The organism is Sphingopyxis sp. CCNWLW2 (assembly GCF_037095755.1).
GTDB lineage: Bacteria > Pseudomonadota > Alphaproteobacteria > Sphingomonadales > Sphingomonadaceae > Sphingopyxis.
In genome coordinates, this window is sequence record NZ_JBAWKJ010000001.1 from 560,516 (window position 1) to 582,807 (window position 22,292).

Sequence of the window (22,292 nt, forward strand, 5' to 3'; positions counted from 1 at the left end):
CCGTCGATCGACGGGCTGCCGCGCCTATGCGCCGAGGCGCGGTAGCCCGTCCATGATCGCGGTCAGCGCCAGCGCATTCTCGCGCTCCATCGCGCTGTGCCCCGCGTTGGTGACGACATAGGTCACGGGCTCCGACCCCGCGTCGCGGAGCGCGGCGACCAGCCGCGACGCCTGCGTCAGCGGGCACACCTCGTCGAAGCGACCATGCACGATATGCACGGGGATCGAAGCGAGCGTCGCAATATTGTCGAAGAAATGCCCCGCCGGAATGAACAGCGCGTTCGCGAAATAATGCGCCTCGATCTGCGCAAAACACAGCGCGAAATCGGCCTCACCAAACTTGCCCGTGTCGGCGGTCTCGGGGATCATGTTCGAAATCACGCCTTCCCAAAGCGACCAGGTCAGCGCGGCCTTCAACTGCCGTTCCTTCTCGGCCTCATTCGCCGGCACCATGTCGAAAATCGCCTTGTACGACGTCATCACGTCGCCGCGCTCTTGCGGAGTCAGTACCGACAGCAGCTCGGCCCACTCTTCGGGATATTTCATATAGGCGCCGGGCTCGGTCAGCCCGAACGGATCGGCCTCCCACGTCGCGGCATTCCCCTGATAGAGATACAGCAGATCCTCGGACGAACCGAGGAAGATGCCGCGCAGGATCAGGCTCGCGACATGTGCCGGACGCGCAATCGCATAGGCCATCGCGAGCGTGCTCCCCCAGCTCCCCCCGAACACATGCATCGGCCCGGCGATCTCCAGCTTCGCGCGCAATTTCTCGATATCGCCGATCAGGTCGGCGGTCGTGTTCTTGGCCAGCGCCACTGCCGGCCCCGCCGACGCCACCGTCGGCTCGCTCTTCCCGCACCCGCGCTGATCAAACAGGATGACGCGGTAGCGCTTGGGATCGAAGAAGCGCGCCATGACCGGCGCGCACGCGCCGCCGGGCCCGCCATGGAGGAACATCACCGGCTCACCGTCGGGATTGCCATATTCCTCCCAGTAAATGCGGTGCGCCGGGTCGCGATCGACTTCGAGCCAGCCGAAGTTCAGGCATGGCGGCTGCGGATAGACCCAGTCGTCGCCGATCTTGCTCGAAGCCTGCAACCGCGAAAAATCCATGTCCATGCACCCTTGTCGATGATTCCGTTGCCACGGGCCTAAACGGTCGCGGCGCTATGTCCACCGTCTCGCGGGCTGCGGGGAACTTATCGCGCGGGCCATCGTTCAAAAAACACCCCTGATCGCGGGACGGATGACGCGCCCCCAAAGCGGCGCATGGCTGAAATTCCGGGGTTGGGCACGCGCGCATGGAAAGCGATTTCCATGGGCATCAAAAAGGAGTGGTCTCATGCGTTTCCAACCCATTATGCTCGGTGCGCTCGGCGCACTGGCGCTCTCCGCCTGTTCGCAAAAGGAAGATGTCGCGATGGCGCCGCCCCCGCCGCCGGGCGCGGTTCCGGGAAGCGTTGCCGCCGACCGCGACGGCGACGGCATCATCGACGGCTATTATACCGCCGACGGCATCTATCACCCCAACTATGTGCCGCCGCCGCCCCCGCCGCCGCCCGCCCCGTCGCGGCTGGGAGAACGCGGCTGATTACGTTGTTTCGGGGGATGCAGCGCCGCTGCGCCCCCCTTTTCCTGATCGGACTGGCGCTCGGCACGCCCCTCGCCCCGCCCGTCCTCGCGGCGCCCGCAGCGCAGGGGGCGGCGCTCCCGCTCGCCGGCGCGATCCGCGAAGAAGCCGGCGGCGACGTCAAACGCTTCTACGCCGCACGCAATTTCAAGCCGCTCTGGCTCCGCGCGGGCAAGCTCGGGCCCGAGGCGGTGGCGCTGCTCGGCTATCTCTCGACCGCCTCGCGCGACGGTCTCAAATCTTCATCCTACGACCTTGAAAAGCTCGAAGCGCTGATCGCCCGCGCCCGCGGCGGCGCCCCGCAGGACCTTGCGCGCGCCGAAGTCGCGCTCTCGGCCGCCTTCGCGCGCTATGTCCGCGACATGCGCAGCCCCGGCGGGGCAAAGATGGATTATGCCGACAAGTCGCTTCGCCCGAAAAAAGCCGACCCCGAAACGGTGCTCCGCGCCGCCGCCTTCCCCAAGGATTTCGGCGCCTATATGAAAAATATGGGTTGGATGAGCGAACATTATGTGCGCCTCCGCACCCTGATGGGCCGCGCTTTGGCGCAGGGGACCTCGAAGGACGCGATGGCGCGCCTTCGGCTCAACCTCGACCGCGCGCGCCTCCTGCCCGGCCCGTACGTCCATCATATCGTCGTCGACGCCTCGTCGGGCCAGCTCTGGTATTATGACGCGGGCAAGCGCGCGGGGTCGATGAAGGTCGTCGTCGGCGCGCCCGAAACGCAGACCCCGATGCTCGCGGGCAAGCTCCAATGGGCGATCCTCAACCCCTATTGGAACGTCCCCGACTATCTCGCCCAAGAAAGCATCGCCCCCAAGGTCCTCGCCGGGCGCAGCCTCGCCTCGCTGCGCATGGAGGCGCTCTCCGACTGGGGTCCCAATCCGCGCAAGCTCGACGCGTCCGAAATCGACTGGCCCGCGGTCGCCGCGGGCGACGAGGTGCTGCGCCTCCGCGAACTTCCCGGTGGCGCCAATTCGATGGGCCGCGTCAAATTCCTCTTCCCCAATGACGAGGGCATCTACCTCCACGACACCCCCGAGCGCGCGCTGCTCAAAAAGCCCGACCGCCATTTTTCGAACGGCTGCATCCGCCTCGAAAATGCCGCCGCGCTCGGCCAGTGGCTGCTCCACCGCCCGATCAGCACCAAGTCGAAGACCCCCGAACAGGCGGTCGCGTTGCCCGTCGAGGTGCCCGTCTACCTCACCTACATCACCGCCATCGCGACCGACCGCGGCCTCGCCTTCCGCGACGATGTTTACGGCAGGGATAGCTGAGGGGCACCGGGCGGTTGACCCGCCCCGGCGAAACGTACAGACGTGCCCCCTCACTGAAAAAAGGGGTGAATCTTCATGCGCAAACTGGCCATCCTCGGTGCAAGCCTGCTCGCTCTTTCCTCGCAGCCGGCCTTTGCACAGGAAGAACCGGCGCCCGCCGCATCGCCCGCGCCCGCCGCAGAAACGCCTGCCCCCATGTCGGCCGCCGCCGCGGGTAGCGCGCGCAAGAGCCCCGAACGCCGCCTCACCGGCGCCGACCTCTTCGACCTCTCGATCGCCTCCGATCCGCAGATCAGCCCCGACGGCCGCCACATCGCCTATGTCCGCCGTTCGAACGACATCATGTCCGACCGCGCGGTCAGCTCGATCTGGCTGATCGACACGACGACCGGCGAGGAGACCCCGGTCGCAGGCCGCAGCGGCGGCGCCTTTTCGCCGCGCTGGTCGCCCGACGGCAAGCGCCTCGCCTTCGCCTCGACCGAGGGCGGCAGCGCGCAGCTCTGGGTGCGCTGGATGAACGGCGGCGAGGCGGTACGCCTCACCGGCCTCCCGACCAGCCCGTCGAGCCTCGCCTGGTCGCCCGACGGCCGCTCGATCGCCTACACGATGCTCGTCAAGGACGACGGCCCGTCGTTCGGCGCGGCGCCGAAAAACAAGCCCGAGGGCGCGAAATGGGCCGAGCCGCTCGAGGTCCACGACCTTCTCGCTTACCGCGCCGACGGCGAAGGCTATCTCGAACCCGGCTTCGAAAAGATTTTCGTCGTCCCCGCGACCGGCGGCTCGCCGCGCCAGCTCACCTTCGGCCCCTATCATGACGGCGGCCCCTTGAGCTGGTCGCGCGATGGCCGCACCCTCTATTTCAGCGCGAACCGCAAACCCGATTGGGAGAAGGACCCGGTCGAGAGCGAAGTCCACGCGCTCGACGTGACGAGCGGCACGGTCACCGCGCTCACCGACCGCAACGGCCCCGACACCAATCCGCTCGTCTCGCCCGACGGCGGCAAGATCGCCTACCTCGGCTTCGACGACAAATTGCGCGCTTACGAAAACACCCAGCTCTACGTCATGAACCGCGACGGGTCGGGCAAGCGCAGCCTGACGGGCAATTGGGACTATGGCATCGATGCGATCCAGTGGGGCGCCGATGGCAAGTCCGTCTATGCGCAGTACGACGATCACGGCGAGACCAAGGTCGCGCGCATCGGCCTCGATGGCGCGGTGCGCACCGCCGCGACCGGCCTGTCGGGCGGCGGGCTCGACCGGCCCTATACGGGCGGCAGCTTCACCGTGTCGGACGGCGGCGCGATCGCCTTCACCGGCGGCACCGCAACCCGCCCCGCCGAGGTCCAGCTCAATCGCGGCGGAACGGCGCGCATCCTCACCGACCTCAACCGGAGCTTGCGCGAAGTGAAATCGCTCGGCGAGGTGCGCAAGATCACCGTCGCGTCGAGCCACGACGGCAAGACGATCGAGGGCTGGCTGACCCTCCCGCCCGGCTATCGCGACGGCCAGCGCGTGCCGCTGATCCTCGAAATCCACGGCGGGCCCTTCGCGGCCTATGGCGGCCATTTCTCGACCGACAACCAGCTCTACGCCGCGGGCGGCTATGCCGTGCTCTCGGCGAACCCGCGCGGTTCGACCAGCTATGGCGCGGCCTTCGCGAACGAGATCGACAAGCAATATCCGGGCAATGACTATTTCGACCTCATCAGCATCGTCGACCGCGCGATCGAGCTTGGCGTCGCCGACCCCGACGCGCTCTTCGTCACCGGCGGCTCGGGCGGCGGTGTGCTCACCAGCTGGATCGTCGGCAAGACGAACCGCTTCAAGGCCGCGGTCACGCAAAAGCCGGTGATCAACTGGACGACGCAGGCGCTCACCGCCGACGGCCCCGGCTTCTTCGGCCCCTATTGGCTCGGCGCCGAGCCGTGGGAAAAGCCCGAGCTCTTCTGGTCCCGCTCCCCGCTCTCGCTCGTCGGCAATGTCGAAACCCCGACGCTCGTCGTCGTCGGGGCCGAGGATTACCGCACCCCGGTCAGCGAATCCGAACAATATTACACCGCGCTCCGCCTCCGCGGCGTGCCCAGCGCGCTGATCAAGGTTCCGGGCGCCAGCCACGGCAGCATCGCCGCGCGCCCGTCGCAATCGGCCGCCAAGGCCTCGGCAATCCTCGCCTGGTTCGAAAAATACAAGAAGGGCTGGACGCGACCGGCAGGCGATGCGGCGGCGAAATAGGCAGGCACCTACGTCGCGTCGTGGAAAATGACGCCGAGCGTGTGCCGCCGCCCCGACCGGATTTCGCTGACCCCGTGGCGCATCGCGACGCGATAGTCGCCGCGCGCGCCGCGCACAGGCCGGACGTTCACCGCGAACACCACCGCATCGCCCTTTGTGAGCGACACGACAGCGGCGCGTGACTGCATCCGCGGCCTTTGCTCGGTCAAGACGAACTCGCCGCCGCTGAAGTCGTCGGCGGGCACTGACAGCAGCACCGCGACCTGCAACGGAAAGACATGCTCGCCGTACAAATCCTGGTGCAGGCAATTATAGTCACCGGCGCCATATTGCAGTAGCAACGGCGTCGGCCGCCGCTGCCCGGCATCATGGCACCGCGCCAGAAATTCCGCGTGCTCGGCGGGAAAGCGCACCGCCATTCCCATCCGCTCGTGCCAGCGGTTGGCGATCGGCGCGAGCGAAGGATACAGCCCACTCCGCAGCGCCGCGACCAGCGGCGGCAACGGATAGGCGAAATAGCGATATTCGCCGCGCCCGAACCCGTGCCGCGCCATATGGACATGGCTGCGGAACCCCGCTTCCCGCGCATAGAGCGCCGCAACCTCATCGCACTCGGCATCGCTCAGCAACCCAGGCAGCACCGCCCAACCATCGCGGTCGAGCGCTGCCGCGATCGCGCCCCAGTCCAGCGTTTCGATACGCGCATCGATGTGTGTTTCCATGGTGTCCGTCATGCACCCGGCCATGCCACCGCGCGCGCCAACCCGCGCCCCGTTTCTTGTTTTCAAACTGAAAGCCCCATGCCGAGCCACCGTCCGGCGCATCCGGGGCACAGCGGGCCTGATCGGGGCTTACGCGCCCGCGCTTCTTCTCGCTAGTCGATCTTGCAGGGGCGAGTGAGGACAGGAGCAAGAATGATGAGCGCCCTTTCGACCCGGCACGAGCCCGATCCGACGGGCCGGCCCGCAACAGCGGACGACTACGCGCTGGGGCTCCAGTTCTGCCGCGTCGGCTTTCTGTCGCTGACGCGGCTGCAACTCGCGCTCGAACGCGGCGACCGGTCGCGCGCGATGGAGGCGATCGACGACCTGCACGCACTCGATACCGAGGTCGAACGCCTCGTCGGCGCACTCCCCGTCTCGCCCGATGATCCGCGGCAGGGACACGCCGCCCGCATTGTCAAGGAAGGCAGAATGGCGGTCGCTTTCGAGAAGCTCGCGCTCGCCAGCGGGATCAGCGGGCCGGATCTGTCGTCGCGGCCCGGCTTTCCGAACCGCATCGGCGATGTGTGGCCCGAAGCCGAGCCTGCCGGCATCGCCGACTGGCCACCCGTGGAGCCGCGAACGGCGCGCCTTCTGCGGCTCTATGGCCTCCGCGCCGCGGTGCTGCTCGCGATCGCAGGCGCAACGCTCGCCGCGCTGCTGGTGGCACTCTAGCCAGCCTCAATCACCGCCGCACCGGTTCACAAAGCGCATGACCATGCTAGGGTTCGACCTCCTCCCCCAAAGCGGAACCGATTCATCATGCCCCTGCGCCACGCCGCCGCCCTGTTCCTCCCCCTGCTCGCCATTCCCGCCGCGGCGCAAAACGCCCCCGCGATCGACGCCGCCAATCTCACCCAGACCGTCCGCACGCTCGCGTCCGATCAGTTTCAAGGCCGCGCGCCCGGCACGATCGGCGAGGAGCGCACGATCGGTTACCTGATCGGCCGGCTGCAGGCACTCGGCCTCGAACCCGCGGGCACCGACGGCGGCTGGACCCAGCCCGTGCCCTTGCTCCACACGCGGCTCGGCACCCCAACGACGCTCGGCTTCGACCGCAAGGGCACCGCGATGCCGCTGACTTTCGGTACCGACATCTATGTCTCGACGCTCCAGCCCAAGGACCGCGCGGTCATCGAAAACGCCCCGCTCGTCTTCGTCGGTTATGGCGTCACCGCCCCCGAACGCGGCTGGGACGACTTCAAGGGACAGGACCTCAAGGGCAAGGTCGCTGTCTTCCTGATCAACGACCCCGATTTCGTCGCGGCGAAGGGCGAGGACAGCTTCGGCAAGTTCGGCGGCCGAACGATGACCTATTATGGCCGCTGGACCTACAAGTTCGAGGAAGCCGCACGCCGCGGCGCGATCGGCGCGCTGATCGTCCACGACACCGACGGCGTCGGCTACGGCTGGAACGTCGTCAAAGCACCGGGCGGTGAAAATTACGGGCTCGTCATGCCGCCCGAAAAGGTGACGAGCCTCGCGCTCCAGGGATGGATCTCGGGCGAAACCGCGTCGACCCTGTTCACCAACGCCGGACAGGATCTGGCAAAGCTACGCACCGCAGCACGCCGCAAGGATTTCAAACCCATCGACCTCGGCACCAGCTTCAACGCCGCGATCCCCGTGACGCAGGAAGTCGTGCAGAGCCAGAATGTCCTCGCGAAAATCCCCGGCGCCAAGCGCCCCGACGAGGTGATCATGTACGGCGCGCACTGGGACGCCTATGGCGAGGGCCCGCCCGACGAACAGGGCCGCATCTACCGCGCCGGCGCCAACGACGACGCGCTTGGCGTCGCGGGGCTGTTCGAGATCGCGCGGCTGTTCAAGGCGGCGCCCGCCCCCGACCGCACGATCGCCTTCGCCTTCTGGACCGCCGAGGAGCGCGGGCTGCTCGGCTCCGAAGCCTATGCCCAAAACCCGATCTTCCCCGCCGAAAAGACCGTCGCCAACTTCGGCCTCGACATCCTCCAGACCGCCGGAAAAGCAAAGGACGTCGTCCTCGTCGGCAAGGGACAGGGCACGCTCGAAGACGATCTCGCGCGCGTCGCCGCGACGCAGGGCCGCACCGTCAGCGTCGAAAGCCTCCCCGAACGGGGTCTCTTCTACCGCGCCGACCATTTCAGCCTCGCCAAGCGCGGCGTCCCCGTCCTACTGATGATGGGGATCGCGGGCGCCTCCGACCTCGCGGAGGGCGGCAAGCCCGCGGGGCAGGCATGGGTCGATGCCTATACCGGCAAATGCTATCATCAGGCCTGCGACGCGTGGGACGAAAGCTGGAACTTGGACGGCGCGGTGCAGGATATCGCGGTCTTTTACACGATCGGCGACGAACTCGCCCGCTCGGCCAAATGGCCGGGCTGGAAGGACGGCAGTGAATTCAAGGCGATTCGCGACCGGAGCGCCGCGTCGCGGAAATAGGCGGGCGGTGGTGATCGGCCGATTGCGGACATCAATGATAGCGCTATGCTTGAGAGCATGACGGGCTTTGCAGATCGCGTTCGCATCAGACGCACCGAGGAAACCGAACGGCTTGGCTTGGCAGGTCGTGAAGGGCAAGTATTTGGCCATACTACGCCATCCGTTACCGACGTCGCAGTCGTGGGCACGCTATCTGAAGATTACGCCGTCAACGTTCACTTCGATGAATTGGATGAGGGATTCTGGTTCGCGGACGACCTTGTTGAGATGATCGATCATGCCCCCGGGACGGTGATTGCCCTTGAAGGCCAAGACGCTGAATGGGTGCGCCTCCCGAATGGTGAGTGGCAGGAGAAATCTTCACTCAGCAAATGACCGCTTCGTACTCCTAAGCAGCCTCCCACTAGTACAACGACAATCAGCCGCTGAAATATTATTGCGCCCGGCCCGGCGCTGCGCAACAAGCCCCTCATTCCATAGGAGATCCCGATGCGCTTTGCCGTTGCCCTGATGCTGCTCCCCGTCCTGCCCCTCGCGCCGATGACCGCGCCCGCCTTCGCACAGGCGGCACCGCAAGCCGGCGCGCAAGACCAGGCCTTGCTCCAGTTCCTCGACCAGGCGTTCGAAGAGCGGCTGGGCCTCAGCCCCGAATCGCAGACCCAGCTCGGCCTCAAGACGAACTACGGCAAGCTCGACGATTACACCGACGCCGCATCGCTCCGCGATCAGGAGCTCGCCGAGCGCCAGCTCAAGGACATGCGCGCCCGCTTCAAGCCCGACCAGCTCGGCGAAAGCGCGCGCGTCAGCTACCGATTGTTCGAATATGAAGTCGAACGCGGCCGCGAATCGCTCCGCTTCCGCAAGCTGCGCTTCCCCGTCTCGACCAACGGCAGCCCCGCCGGCGCAATCCCCGTGCTGCTCATCAACAATCACAAGATCGACAGCGTCGCTGACGCCGAAGCCTATATCGCTCGCCTCCGCGACACCGACCGCGTGATGCGCGAAGTCGCGGTGACGATGCGCGAACAGGCAGCCGCAGGAATCGTCCCCAACAAGGTCAATTTCGCCCCCGCGCGCGCCGACGCGCTGAAAGTCATCGCGGGCGCGCCCTTCGACGGCGGCGCCGATTCGACGCTGATGGCCGATTTCCGCAAGAAGATTGAGGCACTCGATGCCCCCGCGGCAACCAAGGCAAAGCTGATCGCCGACGCGAGCACCGCGCTGACCGGGCCATTCAAGCAGGGCTACACCACGCTGATCGCCGCGATTGACGAAATCGAGCCCAAATCGAAGGGCAATTTCGGCGCATGGAACCTCCCCGACGGCGCGGCCTACTACGCCGACCGGCTGAAGAGCTCGACCACCACCAGCCTCACCGCCGACCAGATCCACGACCTCGGGCTCGCCCAGGTCGCGGCGATCCGCAGCGAGATGGAGGCGATCAAGCGCGAGGTCGGCTTCACCGGCACGCTCGAACAGTTCTTCGACCACATCCGCACCGATCCGCAGTTCAAATATCCGAACACCGAGGCCGGCCGCGAAACCTATCTCGCCGACGCGCGCGCGGTGATCGCATCGGTGATGACCGCCGCACCGCGCTATTTTCGCGTGCTTCCGAAGGCGGCGCTCGAAGTGCGCGCGGTCGAGAAATGGCGCGAGGGGACTGCGTCGACCGCCTTCTACAACCCGCCCTCGGCCGACGGGAAACGCCCCGGCATCTATTACGTCAACCTCGTCGACATGAACCAGACGCAGAAGGTGCAGGTCGCCGGCATCGCCGCGCACGAAGGCGCGCCGGGTCACCATTTCCAGATCGCGCGGCAGCAGGAGCTCACGGGCATTCCCAAATTCCGCAAATTCGGCGGCTATGGCGCCTATATGGAGGGTTGGGGGCTCTATTCGGAGCGGCTCGCGAACGAGATGGGCGTGTACAAGACCCCCTATGACCGCTTCGGCATGTTGTCGCTCCAGGTGTGGCGCGCGATCCGCCTCGTGCTCGACACCGGCATCCATTCAAAGCGCTGGACGCGCGAACAGGCGATCGCTTACTTCAAGGCGAACAGTTCGGTATCCGACACCGACATCGCGCGCGAAGTCGACCGCTATTTCAACTGGCCGGGTCAGGCGACGAGCTACATGGTCGGCCAGCTCAAGATCGCCGAACTCCGCAAACGCGCCGAAAGCGAACTCGGCCCGCGCTTCAACATCCGCGATTTCCACGAAGCGGTGCTGAGCGAAGGCGCCCTTCCGCTCGATATTCTCGAAGAACAGGTGACGCGCTATATCGCGGCGAAGAAGAAGTGATGCGGCGACGCTAACGTCGGTTTTGGGGTGGAAAGCGAAAGCTGCCCGTTCCTTACTTCGTCATCCCCGCGAAAGCGGGGATGACGAAGGGAGTAGTTCGGCATCAATCGGTCGATACCCGCCTTGCCCCGCTCCTCGCGCGCGATTAATCCACACGCATGACCGCCGAGAAAATCTTCATCAGCGCGAACGACCTGCTCGCCGACTCCTTCCGGCTCGGCATGCAGGTGCTCGACAGCGGCTTCGAGCCGACGCATCTCGTCGGCATCTGGCGCGGGGGCGCGCCGGTCGGGATCGCGGTGCAGGAACTGCTCGACTATCACGGCCAGCATTGCGACCATATCGCGATCCGCACCTCCTCCTACCACGGCATCGACAAGCAGGATGCGCACGTCAAAGTCTTCGCGCTCGGCTACCTGATCGACACGCTGAACCCCGAGGACCGGCTGCTCATCATCGACGATGTCTTCGACAGCGGGCGCAGCATCCGCGCCTTCATCGCTGAGCTGAAGGCGCGTTGCCGCCACAATATGCCGCGCGACATCCGCATCGCGACCGTGTGGTACAAGCCGGGGCGCAACGTCACCGACCTGCGCCCCGACTTCTTCGTCCACGAAACCGACCAGTGGCTGATCTTTCCGCACGAGGTTGACGGGTTGACGGTCGACGAAATCCGCCAGCATAAGCCCGAGGCGGCAATCATCCTGCGCGAGGAGGACAAGGCCGATGGCTAGTGGTTTCGCATCTGCGGAAGAGCGCGCCGCCTTCATCGCCGGCCTGCCCAAGGCCGAACTCCATCTCCATATCGAAGGCTCGCTCGAACCCGAACTGATGTTCACCCTCGCGCAGCGCAACCATATCGCGATCCCCTTCGCATCGGTCGACGAAGTGCGCGCCGCCTACGCCTTCTCGAACCTCCAGGATTTCCTCGACATCTATTATAAAGGGATGGGCGTCCTCCACAGCGAGCAGGACTTTTATGACCTGACCGCCGCCTATCTTGCCCGCGCCCACGCCGACGCGGTCCGCCACGTCGAAATTTTCTTCGACCCGCAGGGCCACACGACACGCGGTATCGCGTTCGAAACCGTCATCGCGGGCATCACCCGCGCACTCGAAGATGCGGCCGCAAGCTACGGCATGACCTCAAAACTCATCATGTGCTTCCTCCGCCACCTCAGCGAAGCCGAGGCCGAAAAGACGCTCGACGAGGCACTGTCTTACCTCGATCGCATCGACGGTGTCGGCCTCGATTCCTCCGAGGTCGGCCATCCCCCCGCCAAGTTCGAACGCGTCTTCGCGCGCGCCCGCGGCCTCGGCCTCAGGATCGTCGCGCACGCCGGCGAGGAAGGCCCGCCCGCCTATGTCCACGAGGCGCTCGACCTTTTGAAAGTCGACCGCATCGACCATGGCAACCGCAGCCTCGAAGACCCCGCGCTCGTCGCGCGCCTCGCGGCCGAGGGCATGACGCTCACCGTCTGCCCGCTCTCGAACCTCAAGCTCTGCGTCGTGGGCGACATCGCCGACCATCCGCTAGGGGCGATGCTCGGCGCCGGGCTTCGCGCGACGGTGAACAGCGACGACCCCAGCTATTTCGGCGGCTATGTAAACGCCAATTATTTGGCCGTCGCCGACGCGCTCGACCTGTCAAAGGACGACCTCATCACGCTCGCGCGCAACAGCTTCACCGGCTCGTTCCTCGGCGACGCCGACAAGGCGCGCCATCTTGCCGCGATCGACGCCTACGCCTGATCGGCCTCAGGCCGCGATCAGCACGCCATGATAGGCACGGTCCTCGAACGCACGGCCGGCACCCATCGCGACGCAGATCAGCGCATCGTCGGCAACCACCACCGGCAGCCCCGTCGCGCGCGCAATCGCCTCGTCCATCCGGCGCAGCAGCGCGCCGCCGCCGGTGAGCGTGATACCCTCGTCGATGATGTCGGCCGAAAGTTCGGGCGGCGTCTGTTCCAGCGCCGCGCGCACCGCGCTGACGATCTGCCCGACCGGCTCGGTCAGCGCCTCGGCGATCTCGGCCTCAGTCACCTGCACCTCGGCGGGGCGGCCGGTCACCAGGTCGCGGCCCTTGACGCCCATGATCATGCCGTCGCCGACCGGCGGCGTCGCACAGCCGATCGTCAGCTTCACGCGCTCGGCGGTCATTTCGCCGACCATCAGATTATGCCGACGACGGATCGACGACGAAATCATCTCGTCCATCTTGTCGCCGCCGACGCGCACCGACGTGCTATACGCCACGCCGCTCAGCGACAGCACCGCGACTTCGGTCGTGCCGCCACCGATATCGACGACCATAGCGCCGCGTGGCTCGGTAACGTGCAGCCCGGCGCCGATCGCCGCGGCAAGCGATTCCTCGATCAGCTGCACCGACACCGCACCGGCATTGGTGGCGGCATCGCGGATCGCGCGGCGCTCGACCATCGTCGATCCGGAAGGCACGCAGATCACGACGTTGCTGCGCTGCATGAACCGGCTGGCGCCGCCCTGCGCCTTGTCCATGAAATGCTTCAGCATCTGTTCGGCGACGTCGATGTCGGCGATCACACCGTCTCTCAAGGGCCGGATCGCCTGGATATTGTCGGGGGTTTTGCCCATCATCGGCTTGGCTTCATTTCCGACGACCTTGACGCGCCGGATGCCGTCGCGCGTCTCCAGCGCAACGACCGACGGCTCGTTGAGGACAATGCCTTTGTCGCGCACATACACCACCGTGTTCACTGTACCCAGGTCAATGGCCATGTCGTGCGCGGCCGACGCAAACCGATTAAAAAACTTCATAAGACGGGGCAAATGCCTTCGGGAATGGGTGGAAGAATCAGGCGCGGCCGGCCCTTCGGCGCCCGCAACGTCTGTCCCATATCGACTGCGGCGAAGGCGCACCCGCGTCAACGAAAGCCGCGATCAATCCTGCCAGAACGGTGGTTTCTCAGGCCCGATTGAACGATCGGTTCAAAATTCGGGACCACCCGAGCCCGGAACGATGAATTTCAGGCCCTGCAGCCGGACGATGCTGTCGCCCACACAGACCGGCGCCGCGATCAGCCGCATCCATCGCCGCGGCGCCTGTGCGGGCCTGATTTCGACATCGAGCGTGAAGCCGCGCCGGTGCAGAATCGCATAGGCGCGGAGCTTCTCCATCGCCGCCCGCGACTCCTCGGCATAAAACGCAACTGCCTCGTCGCGCGTGACGGCAGCCCCCCGCGGAATGCCGAAAATGTCATAAACCTCGTCCGACCAGCTCAGCCGGTTGTTGTCGGAAAGGTCGCATTCCCATTGACCGATCGGCGCGCGCACCGGCAACAGCCGCGCCGCGACATCGACGACGTCGGGAATCGGATCGAGCGTATCGCCGTGATGAAGCTGCCCAAGTTCGAAAAAGCGATCACGCTCGTAAAGCGGCCAACTGTGATGAACAGGCAAGGGGTGGGTCGGCTTCAACACGCGGGTCTTCCATTGGGCCACCAAAGGATAGGCACCCGCCGCTTAACAACTGGTGATCCCGATGGACAGTCCTTCGGTGCGTTATCGCCCGCGTGCCAGCGCGATCCCCGCCAGATTCTGCGTCCGCTTGATATGGCGTATGTTCGGCGCCGGACCGTCACCGATGAGCGCGCGGAAAGTGGCTTGATGCGCGGCGGCGTCGCCGCGCGCGCGCACCACATCATTCGCCTGTTCCACCACCGCCACCGCATCGCCGAGCAGGACAAAATTGGTCAGCCCCAGATCCTGTGCCAGCCGCAGCGCCGCGATCAGCGCCAGCCACTCGGCATCCATGCTGCTGCCGATCCCCGCGTCGCGCACGACCATCGCGGCGCCTCCGGTCACGACGGCGGTTTCCATCTTCCCCGGATTGGGCCGACACCCGCCGTCGAAATAGATTTTGATGCGGCGCGCCACCATCGGACTCCCTTAGCCGGTCAGAACTTTCCGCGCACCGAAAAGGAGAAGATCGGACCGATCAGCCGGTCGCGTTCCTCGATAAAGCTGACCGGGCTTTCGCCGCGAACCCCGGTATAAGCCGTCCGGTCGCGCTTCGACCGCGCATTGGCGATGTTGCGGATCGACGCCCGGACGGTCAGCCCCAGCACATCCTTGTGCTCGACGAAAACCGACGCCCAAACCGGCCCTTCCCAAACCTTGTCGACTTGCGTGCGGCGATAATTGGGCTGAGAATGCGTATATTCGGCGTCGCCGCCCCACGCCCAGTCGCTGCCGGCTATGTCGTGGCGCAGGCCCAGGCTGATCACCGTGTCGGTAAAGCCATTCCACTGCCTTTTCTCGCCGGTGAAGGGATCGCGCAGCGAACTTTTCTGCAGCAACATCCGAGGTTCGAGCTTCATCCCCTTGATCCCTGCAGGATCGAGGTTGATCGTCGCCGTCCAGTCGATCGCGCCCGCTTTCGCCTTCGCGATATTGCCGACCGCCTCGCCATTGGTCCCGATCGGGATCACGTCGACGCGATCCTCGACATCGCGATAGATCAAGATGATCTTGGTCGAACCCCACGCCCCGAACTTCTTGTTGATCTCGGCCTCATAGGTCCAGTCCTGCTGCGGCCGCAGGTCGTTGTTGCTCTCATTCTGGTTGCCGTCGTTCAGGAAGGCACGCGCGAGGAAATCATAGAAACTCAGCTGCAGCACGCGTCGCCGCAGCTTCACCGAAATATCGAAATCGGGCGACGGGGTCCACGCGAGCGAAATCGAGCCCTTGGGACGAAAGAAGCTGCGCGTGAGGCCGTTCATGCCGGTCTGGGTAATCGTCGAATGTTCGGCGCCCGCGATGACCTGGAAATTCAGCTTGTCAGTCAGCTTGCGGCCAAAGCTGAGCAATCCCTCATATCGATCCTCGCTAACCCCGCCGGTGCCGCCTTCAAAGGGTTGGTCGACCCACGTCCCCACGGGATCGAGCACCGCGATCGACGCGACATTGTCGAGCTTGTTGAACGCGGCTTCGCCGGACAGCTGCCAGTCGCCGCCGAACATCTTCCACTGATATTCGCCGCGCCCGATCGTCTCGCCGATGTCGCCCGTCTGCATGAAGCGGTCGCCGGTCGCGGTGCCTCCGACAGGGGCCGTGACGATTTCCTGGCGGTACGGCTCGTGACTGAACCGGCGGAGTCCGATCAGCTTGAGCTTCCCCGGCCCCAGCCCGAACTGGTAATCGCCGCTGACTTCGTAATTCCAGCTGTCTTCATTCTCGTACACCGTGCGCACCCGGTCGCGCAGGCCGGGTCCGGTACGCAAACCATCCTCATAATAGCGGTCATATTTGCGCTGATAATGCCCGCCCAGATTGGCCACCGTGTCGCCGGCGGGATCCCAGGTGACGCGCCCCGACAGCTTCGGCGTGTCGTAATGCGTGTTCCAGATATCCTTGCGCCGTTCGGTGATATTGCGCGCGCCGTCATAGATCAAAGTCGGCCCGCCCGCAGCGCTGCGCGCCGAATCGTCGTTGTTCAGCGCGACCTCATATTCGACCGCGCCGGCGCGGCCGCGCACCGACACGTCGGCGCGGGTGAACAGCGGGTCGGCATAATGCGCGCGAAACTCGGGCTTCCACGAAAACTGACCCGAAAAGGCGTCGGCGCGGTAGACGATATTGGCGACCTGTCCCGAAAGGCCCGGAATATCGAGCGTCGCGCCGTCGACGATCTCGATCCGCTCGACATTACCCGCGGGGATGCGCGACAACTGCGTATACATGTCGTCGGCCTTGTTCGACGGCCGCTCGCCGTTGAACAGCACATTGCCCGTCGCCTGCCCCAGCCCGCGCAAATTCTCATTGTCGCGAATCTGGAAACTGGGCACCTGGATCAGCATGTCATAGGCGTTCTTCGGCGCGTAGCGCGCGAAGTCGGCGGGGGTATAGACCTGCCGCGCCGAGCTCGTCGCGGTCGGCGCGATCTCGGCCGGCGCGGGCGGCGGGGTGTCGCCGGTCGGCGCCGCCGTCTCCTGCGCCAGCACGGGCGTGGAGAGCGCGGCCGCAACCGCCAGCAGGCTGGTCCATCGGTTCACTTGGAAATTCCCCCCGCCGCGCGATTCATCGCCTGAGCATATTCGCCGGTGACGCCCATCGCCTTCATGCTGACAACCTCGTCGGCGCTCAGTTTCCGGTATCCCGCCGCAGCGAGCCCGCGCACATAGGCGCCGTCGACGCCGAGCGCCTTGCACGCGATCGCATCCTCCACATCGGTCAGCACCAGCGCCTCGGACTTCAGGTCGCGGATATATTCGGGCCGCACCTCGAGCGCCGCCGCCGCGATCAGGTCGTCGGCATCCTTCGGCCGCACGCCCTCGCGCGTCAGCCCGTCGGCCAGTGCGATCGTCGCATCGACCAGCAGCATCGCAAGCAAGGTCGAACGCCGGTCGGGCACCAGCCCGCGTTCGCCGAGCGCGCGCTCGAACGCGGGGTCGGAGGTGAAGCGGCATTCGCCCTTCCCCTCGAACGCGCGGGTCAGCGTGCCGGCGCATGCCAGCGTCCCCGCGTCGTGCGTCACGGTAAAGCGGACCGGCCCCGGCGTCTCCCGACCCAGCGCAGCCTCCGCAGCGGCGAAATAGGGGCGCGAGCCGTCGAAGCTCTGATCGCTGCTCGACTGTTTGTGCCGGATGCGCACCCGCGGCGCGCCCTTCTTTCCGCCCGCGGGCTCGGCGACCCAACTGACGTCGCTCAGGATGAGCGGATCGGCGGCGGCGGTCGGCGCCGAACAGGCGAGGATCGACAGCAGCGCGGCGCCGCCGGCAAATAACAGGGCTTTCACTTGGTGCACTCCTCCCTCCGTGCGCCGGGCGAGCGTCATCGCTCGCCGCCGCAGCGGCAATTTTGAATCAGGTTTCGATTAATCGTCGGTCGCTGCGGACGAATGTCCGGGCGTCAGTCGCGGACGGGCGGCTCGGGCGGTTCCGGGGTTGCGGGGAATTCGATCCGTGCGCTCCGGCCATCCCCGCGCCGCGCCTCGATCACGCCGCGTTCCATATCGACGACCGCAACATTGTCGCCGCGCACCGCTTTCGCGACCGGACGCGGCATCGCCGCGGGACGATGCTTCGCCATGGGCCGGAACCCGCGCGTCGCACGCAGTTCGATCGCGTCGTTGGCGTCGCGCATCCTCACGCCCGACTTCTGCATGTCGGTGACGAAGTCGCAGTCGACCCCCATCGCCTTCAGCGCGATCAGATCGTCGACCCCGATGTCTGGGAAATGCGATTTCATGTCGCGGGCAAAGGCCGCGTTGACGCCGACATGCCGCGCGCCGACCAGTTCGTCGAAATCGGCGCCGGGAATGACATCGCGCATCTGGCGGATATAGGCCGGATCGATCCCGCTCGCCTTTGCCGAGATGATCTCGTCGGCGTCCATCGACCCACCGCTCTCGCGCATCTTTTCGACATATTCTGGGGTCACGCCGACCGCGCGCATGCCGACAAGCTGTTCGGCGGAGAGCGGCTTCGACGTCGCCGTGGCGGCCACCTCGACGGCGGCAGCCTGCGCGGCCACAGCCGACGCGGATGTCACGCTCGTCGTCTGCTTGGTCGTCGAGGCGACGACGGAGTGGACGTCCGCCGTCGCCGCGGGCTTCGCGGTCGCCGAAAAAGCCGCCAGCGGCGCGGTCACGCCCGCCAGCACCACCAGGCTCATCAGGATCCAGCTCGCGCTCGCCGGGCCGCGCTTCAGGCTGCCGTCGAGCACGCGCGTGATGCGGCGCTTCAGGCTGTCCTTGCCCGGCGCGACGCCATGGGCGGCGAGCAGCGCGCCCTGATTGTCGTGTCGTGCGGCGCCGACCAGCAAAGTCGCATAATCGGGTCCGTTAATATCGGCCATGAGCACCGCATCGTCGGCGGCTTCCTCGCGCAATTGGTGGCTTTCGCGCGCCAATACCCACACCAGCGGGTTGAACCAGAAGACCGCGCACGCAACGCGCGCGCCAAGCAGCTTCGCCCAATCGAGCCGTGCGACATGCGCCAGTTCGTGCGCAATGATCGCCTCGGCCTCACCCGATGCCGCGACGGCTTTCGGGCTCAGCACGATCGTCGGGCGCAGCACGCCCCAGCTGATCGGCGAGCGCAATTCGTTGCTCACCAGCAGCGCGGTGCCATGCTTGAACCCCATGCGCCGCTGCGCCTCGGCAAGCGCCGACAGCCACGACCGCTCGACCAATATTTCGGCGCGCCCGCGCATCGCGAACAGCCGCACGACAGCAAGCGCCATCACTCCAGACAGCAGCGCGAGCGGGACAAGATAGAGAAAGGGGGCAAGGTCGCTCCACGAAAAGACGATCGGTGTCGATCCGGCACCTTCGACCACGACAGGAACTGACGTCGCGGCGGGTGCCGGATCGATCGCCGATCCCCCGGTTGTTGCCGTTTGCACGATCGGCGCGGCGGGTTCGAAGGACCAACTCGCGGGAAGCGGCGCCCATTGGGGCAGCAACAGGATCGCCGCAGGCAGCGCGAGCAGCGCCATCAGCCCGGCGTGCGCGATCATCGACCGCTCACCGGCCGAGCGCGACCGCGCCAGCCGCAACAGCCCCAGCGTCAGCGCCACGACGACAACGGACTTCCAGGCCAGACCCAGCAACATGGCGGTGGTCAGCATCACCCTCTCCCTTCGCGCGCTTTGGCGATCATCTGTTCGAGTTCGTCGAGTTCGCTATTGCTCATCTCGTCTTGCATGCCGAGCAGGGCGGCGGCGGCGCTGGTCGCCGATCCATTGAAAAAGACACGCACGACTTGCGACAACGCCGACTTGCGCGCGGTCTTGTCCGACACGCTCGGCGCATAGACGAAGCCGCGCTCGGACTGTTCGCGGGCGACAAAGCCCTTCGTCTCGAGCCGCTTCAGCATCGCGCGGATCGCCGAACCCGACAATTCGTCGGCCAGCGCCTCGCCGATCTCGATCACGGTCGACGCGCCGCGCTCATAGAGGATATCGACGATTTCGCGTTCTCGCGGGGGCAGGCTGGACAACATACGACTCACCTCATGCGCTACATTTGTAGCGTGCTACATTTGTAGCGCATGCTTGGCAAGGGGTTTTATTCGGATAATACACGGGGGCGAAAAAGGGGCCGCTTCAGGGTGGGGTGCCGCCATTAACGTAGCGAGCTGATTTCCCCTCCCGCCTGCGGGAGGGGCAGCGAGGCTTGCCAGCTTGCTGGCTAGCCGCAGCGGGGTAGGCTGATCGCAAAATTGCTGGCCCACCAGCGTTCAGAGTCGCGTGCCTCTGAACGCCCCCTCCCGCAAGCGGGAGGGGAGAAGAAACGGCTACAACCGGCCGTTTTCAGAACATCGTTGGCCCAGCCCCTGGCCCACCCCGGTTGCATGCCGCAACCACAGCCCCTACATTCGAGGCTCAACCAACCGGAGATTCCCGCCATGGACCACAACCTGACCGCAACGCAGCCCCGCCTTGCCGCCAGGAAAGTTCATGTTCATGCCTTCGATTACGATCTCCCATCTCAGCTGGTCCACGCCTGACGGCCGCGCCGTCCTTTCGGACCTCAACCTCAATTTCCAGCCCGAACGCACCGGCATCGTCGGGCGCAACGGCGTCGGAAAATCGACGCTCCTGCGCCTGCTGACCGGCGAACTCACGCCCGCGTCGGGCAGCATCGCGGTCGACGGCAGCATCGCGATGCTGCGCCAGACGGTGCAGGTCGCATCGCACGAAAGCATCGCCGACCTGTTCGGCGCACGGGACGGCCTCGCCCTGCTGCGCAAGGCCGAAGTGGGCGAAGCCAGCGTCGAGGAGATCGGCGACGCCGACTGGACGCTCGAGGCGCGGATCGACGAGGCGCTCGCGGGCGTCGGCCTGCCGCTTCCCGCCGACACGCCGCTCGCACAGCTATCGGGCGGCCAGCGCACGCGCGCCGCGCTCGCCGGGGCAATGTTCGCCGCGCCCGATTTCCTCCTCCTCGACGAACCCACCAACAATCTCGACCGCGCGGGTCGCGAAGCCGTGCGTGACCTGCTAGCCGGCTGGCGCGGCGGCGCGATCGTGGTCAGCCACGACCGCGAATTGCTCGAGGAAATGGACGCGATCGTCGAACTGACCAGCCTCGGCGGCACGCGCTATGGCGGCGGCTGGAGCGCCTATCGCGCGCGCAAGGACATCGAGCAGGCGGCGGTCGAGGCCGAACTCGCGGGCGCCGAAAAGGAACTCGGCCGCGTGAGGCGTCAGGCACAAGTCACCGCCGAACGGCAGGCACGCCGCGACGCGGGCGGCAGACGCAAGGCCGCACGTGGCGACGAGCCCGCCATCCTGCTCGGGACGCTGAAACGGCGCGCAGAGGAAAGCGGCGGCGCGAACCGGCGCCTCGCCGAGCGCCAGCGCACCGAAGCCGAACAGGCACGCGAAGCCGCGCGCGGCAAGATCGAGGTTGTCGATCCGCTCGCCGTCGCGCTGCCTTCGACCGGTCTGCCAGCATCGCGCACGGTCCTCGAACTCGAAGGGGTGAGCGCGGGCTACTCCCCCGATCTACCGGTCATCGAAAATCTGTCGCTCACCCTCACCGGCCCCGAACGCGTCGCGATCACCGGCCCCAACGGCTCGGGCAAGTCGACGCTCCTCGCGCTCGTCGCCGGCACGCTTGCCCCCTGGTCGGGACAGGTCCGCGTCGGCGTGCCCTTTGCGCTCTTCGACCAGCGCGTCAGCCTGCTCGACCCTGCGCTGTCGATCGCCGGCAATTTTCTCGCGCTCAATCCGGGGACGACGAACAACCAGTGCCGCGCCGCGCTTGCCCGCTTCCGCTTCCGCGCCGACGCCGCCGACCGTATCGTCGGGACCTTAAGCGGCGGGCAGATGCTCCGCGCGGGGCTCGCCTGCGTCCTCGGCGCGCCAGAGCCGCCGCAGCTCCTGATCCTCGACGAGCCCGGCAACCATCTCGACATCGACTCGCTTACCGCCGTCGAAACCGGTCTCGCCGCCTATGACGGCGCGCTGCTCGTCGTCAGCCATGATGCGGCGTTTCTGGGCGCGATCGGGATCACGCGAACGGTCGAATTGACCATAGCCTGAGCGGCGAAGCCGAGGCGGCCAGGCGCCGGCGCATTTTCATGCCGGCGCGCCATCTTTCGGCGCACTCGCTAACCTTCTTTTAACCAGCGCCCCCCAACAACCGCCTATGCCTATTTTCGGACATTTTCTTCCATCGGCGCCCGGCGCCGAAAAACGTTTCGACGCGCGCCGAAAACTCAGCCTTCTCGCCTCGGGCTTGCGGCATGACGGCACGGGCCTCGAAGTCCAGATCCACAATATCTCCGGAACGGGTCTGCTGCTCGAAAGCGACATCAAACTGACGGCCGGCGACCGGATCGAGATCGAGCTTCCGCACGCCGGCGACATAACCGCGGTCGTCATCTGGGCGAGCGGACGGCTGTTCGGATGCCAGTTCGAAGGTCCGGTATCGCCCGCAACGCTGAGCGCCGTCGAACTCAAGAGCGCCATCGGCCCGGCCCCCGAACTGACGGACGCCATCGACCCGGCGCCCGAGGTCGAAGAAGATCAGGCGGCACCGGTGATCGACGAAGCACCCGGGGAACCCGAGACGTTGCTGGATCTGATCGACCGCAGCCGCGAACAGATCGCGCTCGCCGCCGGCATCAGCGCCGAAAAGGTCCGGATCATCGTCGAATTCTAGCAGGG

At 66.1% G+C, this 22,292-nt stretch carries 20 protein-coding genes; 11 read left to right on the plus strand and 9 right to left on the minus strand.

Annotated elements, in window-relative coordinates:
- Positions 1-24 precede the first annotated feature (24 nt).
- Positions 25-1,116 (minus strand): prolyl aminopeptidase, encoded by a 1,092-nt coding sequence (gene pip, locus V8J55_RS02570; RefSeq protein ID WP_336444248.1) that lies wholly within the window; start codon positions 1,114-1,116, stop codon positions 25-27.
- 229 nt (positions 1,117-1,345) lie between these two features.
- Here pip and V8J55_RS02575 point away from each other — a divergent pair, with 229 nt between their 5' ends.
- The 3 genes from V8J55_RS02575 (at position 1,346) to V8J55_RS02585 (ending at position 5,145) form a co-directional block, all read left to right on the plus strand.
- The gene (locus V8J55_RS02575) at positions 1,346-1,594 is read left to right on the plus strand and encodes a hypothetical protein (RefSeq protein ID WP_336444249.1); all 249 of its coding nucleotides are present in this window, start codon (positions 1,346-1,348) and stop codon (positions 1,592-1,594) included.
- A gap of 17 nt (positions 1,595-1,611) precedes the next feature.
- On the plus strand, positions 1,612-2,910 hold the full coding sequence (locus tag V8J55_RS02580; protein ID WP_336444250.1) for a L,D-transpeptidase family protein: 1,299 nt from the start codon (positions 1,612-1,614) through the stop codon (positions 2,908-2,910).
- Between the two features lie 75 nt (positions 2,911-2,985).
- Positions 2,986-5,145, plus strand: a complete 2,160-nt coding sequence (locus tag V8J55_RS02585) for a S9 family peptidase (RefSeq protein WP_336444251.1) — start codon at positions 2,986-2,988, stop codon at positions 5,143-5,145.
- An 8-nt stretch (positions 5,146-5,153) separates the two neighbouring features.
- Here V8J55_RS02585 and V8J55_RS02590 read toward each other — a convergent pair whose 3' ends face one another.
- The gene (locus V8J55_RS02590) at positions 5,154-5,867 is read right to left on the minus strand and encodes a 2OG-Fe(II) oxygenase (RefSeq protein WP_336445694.1); all 714 of its coding nucleotides are present in this window, start codon (positions 5,865-5,867) and stop codon (positions 5,154-5,156) included.
- A gap of 195 nt (positions 5,868-6,062) precedes the next feature.
- Between V8J55_RS02590 and V8J55_RS02595 the strand changes: the two genes are divergently transcribed.
- From V8J55_RS02595 to V8J55_RS02620, 6 genes are all read left to right on the plus strand, one after another.
- Complete coding sequence (locus V8J55_RS02595) at positions 6,063-6,581, plus strand: hypothetical protein (protein WP_336444252.1); 519 nt, start codon at positions 6,063-6,065, stop codon at positions 6,579-6,581.
- Between the two features lie 87 nt (positions 6,582-6,668).
- Entirely contained in the window at positions 6,669-8,327 is a 1,659-nt protein-coding gene (locus V8J55_RS02600) for a M28 family metallopeptidase (protein ID WP_336444253.1), read from the plus strand.
- A gap of 45 nt (positions 8,328-8,372) precedes the next feature.
- Positions 8,373-8,702, plus strand: coding sequence for a hypothetical protein (locus V8J55_RS02605; protein WP_336444254.1), 330 nt, complete (start codon positions 8,373-8,375; stop codon positions 8,700-8,702).
- A gap of 114 nt (positions 8,703-8,816) precedes the next feature.
- Positions 8,817-10,631, plus strand: a complete 1,815-nt coding sequence (locus V8J55_RS02610; protein WP_336444255.1) for a DUF885 domain-containing protein — start codon at positions 8,817-8,819, stop codon at positions 10,629-10,631.
- Between the two features lie 158 nt (positions 10,632-10,789).
- Positions 10,790-11,365: a phosphoribosyltransferase gene (locus tag V8J55_RS02615; RefSeq protein WP_336444256.1), complete on the plus strand. Its 576-nt coding sequence runs from the start codon at positions 10,790-10,792 to the stop codon at positions 11,363-11,365.
- Positions 11,358-12,383 carry an adenosine deaminase gene (locus V8J55_RS02620; RefSeq protein ID WP_336444257.1) on the plus strand — a complete coding sequence of 342 codons (1,026 nt, stop codon included), beginning with the start codon at positions 11,358-11,360 and terminating at the stop codon, positions 12,381-12,383. Before V8J55_RS02615 ends, V8J55_RS02620 begins: the two co-directional genes overlap by 8 nt.
- A gap of 6 nt (positions 12,384-12,389) precedes the next feature.
- Here the strand turns inward: V8J55_RS02620 and V8J55_RS02625 are convergent, their stop codons facing one another.
- The 7 genes from V8J55_RS02625 to V8J55_RS02655 all read right to left on the minus strand — a co-directional run bounded on the left by V8J55_RS02625 (position 12,390) and on the right by V8J55_RS02655 (position 19,618).
- Positions 12,390-13,430 (minus strand): rod shape-determining protein, encoded by a 1,041-nt coding sequence (locus V8J55_RS02625; RefSeq protein ID WP_336444258.1) that lies wholly within the window; start codon positions 13,428-13,430, stop codon positions 12,390-12,392.
- 171 nt (positions 13,431-13,601) lie between these two features.
- Positions 13,602-14,093 carry a hypothetical protein gene (locus V8J55_RS02630; protein WP_336444259.1) on the minus strand — a complete coding sequence of 164 codons (492 nt, stop codon included), beginning with the start codon at positions 14,091-14,093 and terminating at the stop codon, positions 13,602-13,604.
- A gap of 81 nt (positions 14,094-14,174) precedes the next feature.
- Positions 14,175-14,552, minus strand: a complete 378-nt coding sequence (locus tag V8J55_RS02635; RefSeq protein WP_037516681.1) for a reverse transcriptase-like protein — start codon at positions 14,550-14,552, stop codon at positions 14,175-14,177.
- A 17-nt stretch (positions 14,553-14,569) separates the two neighbouring features.
- Positions 14,570-16,666, minus strand: coding sequence for a TonB-dependent receptor plug domain-containing protein (locus V8J55_RS02640; protein ID WP_336444260.1), 2,097 nt, complete (start codon positions 16,664-16,666; stop codon positions 14,570-14,572).
- Positions 16,663-17,409, minus strand: a complete 747-nt coding sequence (locus V8J55_RS02645) for a hypothetical protein (protein ID WP_336444261.1) — start codon at positions 17,407-17,409, stop codon at positions 16,663-16,665. The genes V8J55_RS02640 and V8J55_RS02645 overlap by 4 nt, the downstream gene beginning before the upstream one ends.
- 113 nt (positions 17,410-17,522) lie before the next feature.
- On the minus strand, positions 17,523-19,244 hold the full coding sequence (locus tag V8J55_RS02650; protein ID WP_336444262.1) for a M56 family metallopeptidase: 1,722 nt from the start codon (positions 19,242-19,244) through the stop codon (positions 17,523-17,525).
- Positions 19,244-19,618, minus strand: a complete 375-nt coding sequence (locus V8J55_RS02655) for a BlaI/MecI/CopY family transcriptional regulator (protein WP_336445695.1) — start codon at positions 19,616-19,618, stop codon at positions 19,244-19,246. Before V8J55_RS02655 ends, V8J55_RS02650 begins: the two co-directional genes overlap by 1 nt.
- A gap of 457 nt (positions 19,619-20,075) precedes the next feature.
- On the opposite strand from V8J55_RS02655, the gene V8J55_RS02660 reads away from it, so the two are divergent.
- Complete coding sequence (locus V8J55_RS02660; protein WP_443030782.1) at positions 20,076-21,665, plus strand: ABC-F family ATP-binding cassette domain-containing protein; 1,590 nt, start codon at positions 20,076-20,078, stop codon at positions 21,663-21,665.
- Between the two features lie 106 nt (positions 21,666-21,771).
- The gene (locus V8J55_RS02665) at positions 21,772-22,287 is read left to right on the plus strand and encodes a PilZ domain-containing protein (RefSeq protein WP_336444263.1); all 516 of its coding nucleotides are present in this window, start codon (positions 21,772-21,774) and stop codon (positions 22,285-22,287) included.
- Positions 22,288-22,292: the final 5 nt, after the last annotated feature.

Bases quoted from the DNA above. Each gene is read 5' to 3' on its own strand.
- pip (WP_336444248.1), bottom strand. From the start codon at position 1,116: ATGGATTTTTCGCGGTTGCAGGCTTCGAGCAAGATCGGCGACGACTGG.
- V8J55_RS02575 (WP_336444249.1), top strand. From the start codon at position 1,346: ATGCGTTTCCAACCCATTATGCTCGGTGCGCTCGGCGCACTGGCGCTC.
- V8J55_RS02580 (WP_336444250.1), top strand. From the start codon at position 1,612: ATGCAGCGCCGCTGCGCCCCCCTTTTCCTGATCGGACTGGCGCTCGGC.
- V8J55_RS02585 (WP_336444251.1), top strand. From the start codon at position 2,986: ATGCGCAAACTGGCCATCCTCGGTGCAAGCCTGCTCGCTCTTTCCTCG.
- V8J55_RS02590 (WP_336445694.1), bottom strand. From the start codon at position 5,867: ATGGAAACACACATCGATGCGCGTATCGAAACGCTGGACTGGGGCGCG.
- V8J55_RS02595 (WP_336444252.1), top strand. From the start codon at position 6,063: ATGAGCGCCCTTTCGACCCGGCACGAGCCCGATCCGACGGGCCGGCCC.
- V8J55_RS02600 (WP_336444253.1), top strand. From the start codon at position 6,669: ATGCCCCTGCGCCACGCCGCCGCCCTGTTCCTCCCCCTGCTCGCCATT.
- V8J55_RS02605 (WP_336444254.1), top strand. From the start codon at position 8,373: ATGCTTGAGAGCATGACGGGCTTTGCAGATCGCGTTCGCATCAGACGC.
- V8J55_RS02610 (WP_336444255.1), top strand. From the start codon at position 8,817: ATGCGCTTTGCCGTTGCCCTGATGCTGCTCCCCGTCCTGCCCCTCGCG.
- V8J55_RS02615 (WP_336444256.1), top strand. From the start codon at position 10,790: ATGACCGCCGAGAAAATCTTCATCAGCGCGAACGACCTGCTCGCCGAC.
- V8J55_RS02620 (WP_336444257.1), top strand. From the start codon at position 11,358: ATGGCTAGTGGTTTCGCATCTGCGGAAGAGCGCGCCGCCTTCATCGCC.
- V8J55_RS02625 (WP_336444258.1), bottom strand. From the start codon at position 13,430: ATGAAGTTTTTTAATCGGTTTGCGTCGGCCGCGCACGACATGGCCATT.
- V8J55_RS02635 (WP_037516681.1), bottom strand. From the start codon at position 14,552: ATGGTGGCGCGCCGCATCAAAATCTATTTCGACGGCGGGTGTCGGCCC.
- V8J55_RS02650 (WP_336444262.1), bottom strand. From the start codon at position 19,244: ATGCTGACCACCGCCATGTTGCTGGGTCTGGCCTGGAAGTCCGTTGTC.
- V8J55_RS02655 (WP_336445695.1), bottom strand. From the start codon at position 19,618: ATGTTGTCCAGCCTGCCCCCGCGAGAACGCGAAATCGTCGATATCCTC.
- V8J55_RS02660 (WP_443030782.1), top strand. From the start codon at position 20,076: ATGTTCATGCCTTCGATTACGATCTCCCATCTCAGCTGGTCCACGCCT.
- V8J55_RS02665 (WP_336444263.1), top strand. From the start codon at position 21,772: ATGCCTATTTTCGGACATTTTCTTCCATCGGCGCCCGGCGCCGAAAAA.